Origin of the sequence: Kitasatospora sp. NRRL B-11411 (assembly GCF_000721345.1) — a bacterium.
Taxonomy (GTDB): domain Bacteria; phylum Actinomycetota; class Actinomycetes; order Streptomycetales; family Streptomycetaceae; genus Kitasatospora; species Kitasatospora cineracea.
Genome location: NZ_JOGH01000240.1, coordinates 1 through 3,810, shown reverse-complemented (window position 1 = coordinate 3,810; position 3,810 = coordinate 1). Strand labels below are relative to the sequence as shown.

Below are 3,810 nucleotides of genomic sequence, written 5' to 3'. Positions count from 1 at the left end.
GGCGGGGACAGGGGGGAGGGTGTTCAGGCGGGGCAGGGCGTGGATGAGGTGGTGGTGGGGGACGCGGGTGAATGCGGCGAGGTGGTGCCGCGCCGTGTGGTTGAAATGGATTTCGGATCCTCCGGGGGGACTGGCTGGGGCGGCCGGTGGTGGTGATGTTCAGGCCGTCCAGGAGGTAGGGCGTGGGCAGGTGGTGGGCCTGGGCGAGGCGGGTGAGCCAGGAAGCGGTGCTCTCCGCCGGCAGGGGCCGCACATCCTGGGTGCTGGGGCACTGGCGCGGGCAGCGTGGGACTCGCGGCCCAGTCGGGGAGGGCGGTCACCTTGGCCCCGGGCCCCGGCGCCCGACCGACCGGGCGGGTGGGTGGGTCGGTGGTGCTGCTCGGCGAGGTGGTCGAGGGTGATCGCATCCAACGATGTCTTGGTGATCTTCTCGGTGCCGTCGAGGATCGCGGTGATCGCGGCTTGGCGGATGAGGCGGGAGAGGCTGCCGATCCGGCCGGCGGTGCGCTGGTGGAGGTAGGGGGCGAGGCGTCGCGGGGAGCCGGGCCGGTGCGCGGTGAGGTCGAGGGCGTTCTCGAACGCGGCGACGGTGGAGCGGAACGGTGTCTGGTCGCCGATACGGGCGGGCAGGGGGGTCGCAGTCGATCAGCGAGGTACGCCCGGCCAGCTGCGCGCCGCGTGCCCCGGAGAACAGCGGGGTGTCGGTGTTGATGGTGGAGGTCGACCGCTCGACCATGTCGCCGGAGCGGGTGGCCGCGAAGTTCACCGCCTACCGCGAGCTGTTTCGCACCAAGGTCCGCGACAACGATCCGGCCCGCTCCGGCCAGGATCCGGCCGACCGCATGGTGCACTGGTGGCGCCGCACCTGGCCCGACCACACCCGCCCCGGATACCCGCCCATCGCGCTGGTCGTCACCGACGCCGGACCGGCCGCGCTGGCAGGCCGGCAGCAGGCGGTGGCGGACCTGTCCGCCGACTGCTGGCGCGGCCGGTGGTGCAGAGAGGTCCGCGACTACAACGATGACGGCTGGCGCGAGTACGACGACGCCGTGCCCGTCATCGTGACCACCCTTCAGCTGCTGGCCGAGCACGGGCCGCTCGGGCCGGCACTCCCTCATCGAGGCGCTGGAGAACCCGAACAACCGGGCCGCCTAGGACCTGCGCCGGGCCGCCCGCGAGGCCGAGGAGCACAAGGCCCACCAGGAGCTGATGGACTCCCTGGTCTGCATCGACTGCGGCGACGTTCCCGAGCAGGAGAGCACCTGGGAGTACGGCGACCGGGGGCGGGTGGAGTGGGTCCGCCGTCCGGGTGGCCGTTGCTGGTCCTGCCAGCAGGACCGTGAGGAGCGCCTGGAGCGGGAGGCCGAGGAACGGTTGGAGGCTGCCCGCGCGGTCAACGCGAAGCTGCGCCCGTGTTGGTCGTGCCGGGGCTCGATCGGCGGGGCGGAGGGTTCGGAGCTGGAGTTGCGGGAGAGGGCCCGGCCGGATCGGCTGGAGTGCCCGCAGTGCGAACAGGACTGCACCGCAAAGGACTTGGGCCCGTTGGTGCTGCCGGTCCCGACCAAGCGCGAGCTGATGGCCGCGCTGGTCTCCACTCCAGACGATCCGTGGTGGGAGGACCGTCGAAAACGCGCCAAGGAGGGGCGGATGCGGAGAGACAGGTGATCCGGATTTCGGTGATCCGTGTCTCTATGTCGAGCTCTCACGCACGGTTACGGAAATTACCTTGCGTGAGATCAGAGGAAACCTGGGTGAACTGGGCGTAAGTGCTGCTCCATGCGACCTGTCTGGGATGAGGAGGGGGGGTGTGGGAGGGCGTTCTAGGCTCTGGCCATCTTCTGTGGGATGTCGTCTCTTCAAGTCGGTGTCCTGACGGTCTGGTTGAGGGAGGGGTTCGTGATGGCTGATATCCGTGGATGCAAGAGCTTGGTGCGGTCGCGGTACGGGCGGGTTGTTGGCAGGGCGCTGAGGCTCGTTGCCGTGTGCGCTGGCAGTGTCCTGGGCCTTGTGGCCACCGCAGCGAGCATCGTTGCTGTCTGGCGGGATGAGGGCGAGGTTGCTGTTGCCGACAGCACCATCGCCCTTGTGGCGGTCAGCGTCCTCGCGTTGCTTCGCCGTTATCATCGGCCCGATGTGTGACCTGTCGATGATTCTGGTCGCAGAATGGCCTCACGCTGATGTTGTCTAGACCTTTCGTTGCGCTTGTCGGGGGTCCCGGTGAGGTGGGTGCTGCCCGAGGTTTAGTGACTATGAGTAATAATGCAGGAGGTCCGGTGGGACTGCTTGTGGGGCGGCCTGTTTTGCGGGTTGTTTTCAGGGGACAATTCTTTCCGGAATTCCATCTGAATGTTTTAGCGGGTTGCCGCCGGGTGGTGCTGGTCGGGGTGGATTGGTCAAGCGCAGTAGCGGTTCAGTAGATCGGTGAGTGATGGCCTGTCGTCCTGCTGCGCTGTGGTCTGGGCCTTGTGTGCGAGCTCGTCGAGCTCGTCCTTGGTGAGGTCGTCGACCCAGGAGAACTGCCGTTGGAACTCGGCCTCTTCCTCGTCGCGCAGCCACTGGTCATATGGGGCGAGGTCCGGTTCGGCGAGCCAGGGGCGGGCGGCTTCGTCCTGTCGACGCCGCGAGTCGGCGCGTTCGACGATCTCGCACGGGTACACCGCTGGCGGGCGTGGTCCGGCCAGGATCCGGCGGCGGGCACCGATCAGTGCGTCGGTCACGTTGTCGCCGGCGCCGCAGGCGGCCGCGAAGGCGGCCAGCCACTGCTCGGCGGGCAACCGTCGGCCGGTCAGGGCGTTGTGCAGGGAGCTGCGGGTGAGCAGGTTCGCGGCCGCGGGAGCGGCGGCGAGTTGGCGCAGGCTCATGCCGGCATTGGCCTTCAGTCGGCTCAGGGCCAGGGCCAGTCCGTCTCGGGTGGTGATCCGGCCCGGTACGTACGGAGAACGGGTCCGGGCGGGGAGGGGACGGGCGGCGTGCGCGGCCGCGGTCCACATCTGCTCGGCCCTCTTCACGTCGGCGCCAGCGCCCTGGGCGAACGCCATGACGGTGTAGCGGGTGGGCAGTCGGCCGTCCAGCGCCCGGCGCAGGGTGCACTCGGAGATGGGCAGCTTCTTCCTGCTGGCCCGGCGCGCGAGGCTCTCGAGGGTCATGCGGCCCTTCACACCGTGCAGCCAGCCGCGCAGCGCCGCCAGTTCCGGCGTCTCTGCCAGCGGGCGGGCGCCGGTAGGGCGGGCGGGGGCGCTCATCCGCGGTTGCTGGTGGCGAGGGTGGCGAGCGGCCGGCCTACGCGGCCAGGTACGAGGAGCAGGCAGGGGATCGAGGCGAGTGCGATCAGCACGCCAGGGACCGGGCGCTGCAGGACGGTGAGGACGGTCACCGCGGCGATCGCGGCGATGAGGACGGCGGCCTCGCCGCCTCCAAGACGGGCAGGACCGGGCAGCGGGACCGGCTCGGGCTCGGCGCTGGGGGCGGACTCGGTGGGCATGGCGGTGCCTCCAGACGGGAGATACGGGTGGTCGGGCTGGGAGCGGCCCGGTGTGGTGAGGCGATGGTGGCAGCGCTGGACCCGGCTGCGCGAGCCGCGCGCCGTCCACCCCGCACTCGACGTACCTTGCGGGCCCCACACGTGTGCACAGCTCAGCCACCAGAAGTGGACAACGGCTGTCCACGGCCGCTGCCCGCGCCCTGGCCGCCGTCCCGGGCCCGCCGTTCCTGGTGGCTGCGCCGCCGTCCTGTCCCTGGTGCTGCGCCTGCTCGGCCGCCGCGGTCCCGGGTCCGCCGTCCGGGCCGCGTGCCCGCCGGTCGTTTCGGCCT

Annotated in this window: 4 protein-coding genes; 2 read left to right on the top strand and 2 right to left on the bottom strand. The window is 70.5% G+C overall.

What is annotated here, in order from left to right; genetic code table 11:
- Positions 1-1,209 precede the first annotated feature (1,209 nt).
- The gene (locus IH44_RS0139440) at positions 1,210-1,665 is read left to right on the top strand and encodes a hypothetical protein (RefSeq protein ID WP_030464680.1); all 456 of its coding nucleotides are present in this window, start codon (positions 1,210-1,212) and stop codon (positions 1,663-1,665) included.
- 342 nt (positions 1,666-2,007) lie between these two features.
- Entirely contained in the window at positions 2,008-2,139 is a 132-nt protein-coding gene (locus IH44_RS49270) for a hypothetical protein (RefSeq protein ID WP_255358173.1), read from the top strand.
- A 254-nt stretch (positions 2,140-2,393) separates the two neighbouring features.
- Here the strand turns inward: IH44_RS49270 and IH44_RS43520 are convergent, their stop codons facing one another.
- On the bottom strand, positions 2,394-3,242 hold the full coding sequence (locus IH44_RS43520; RefSeq protein ID WP_051818307.1) for a helix-turn-helix domain-containing protein: 849 nt from the start codon (positions 3,240-3,242) through the stop codon (positions 2,394-2,396).
- Positions 3,239-3,481, bottom strand: a complete 243-nt coding sequence (locus IH44_RS0139425) for a hypothetical protein (protein ID WP_030464677.1) — start codon at positions 3,479-3,481, stop codon at positions 3,239-3,241. The genes IH44_RS43520 and IH44_RS0139425 overlap by 4 nt, the downstream gene beginning before the upstream one ends.
- Positions 3,482-3,810: the final 329 nt, after the last annotated feature.

Coding starts and splice junctions, on each gene's coding strand:
- IH44_RS0139440 (WP_030464680.1), top strand. CDS start 1,210: ATGGACTCCCTGGTCTGCATCGACTGCGGCGACGTTCCCGAGCAGGAG.
- IH44_RS43520 (WP_051818307.1), bottom strand. CDS start 3,242: ATGAGCGCCCCCGCCCGCCCTACCGGCGCCCGCCCGCTGGCAGAGACG.
- IH44_RS0139425 (WP_030464677.1), bottom strand. CDS start 3,481: ATGCCCACCGAGTCCGCCCCCAGCGCCGAGCCCGAGCCGGTCCCGCTG.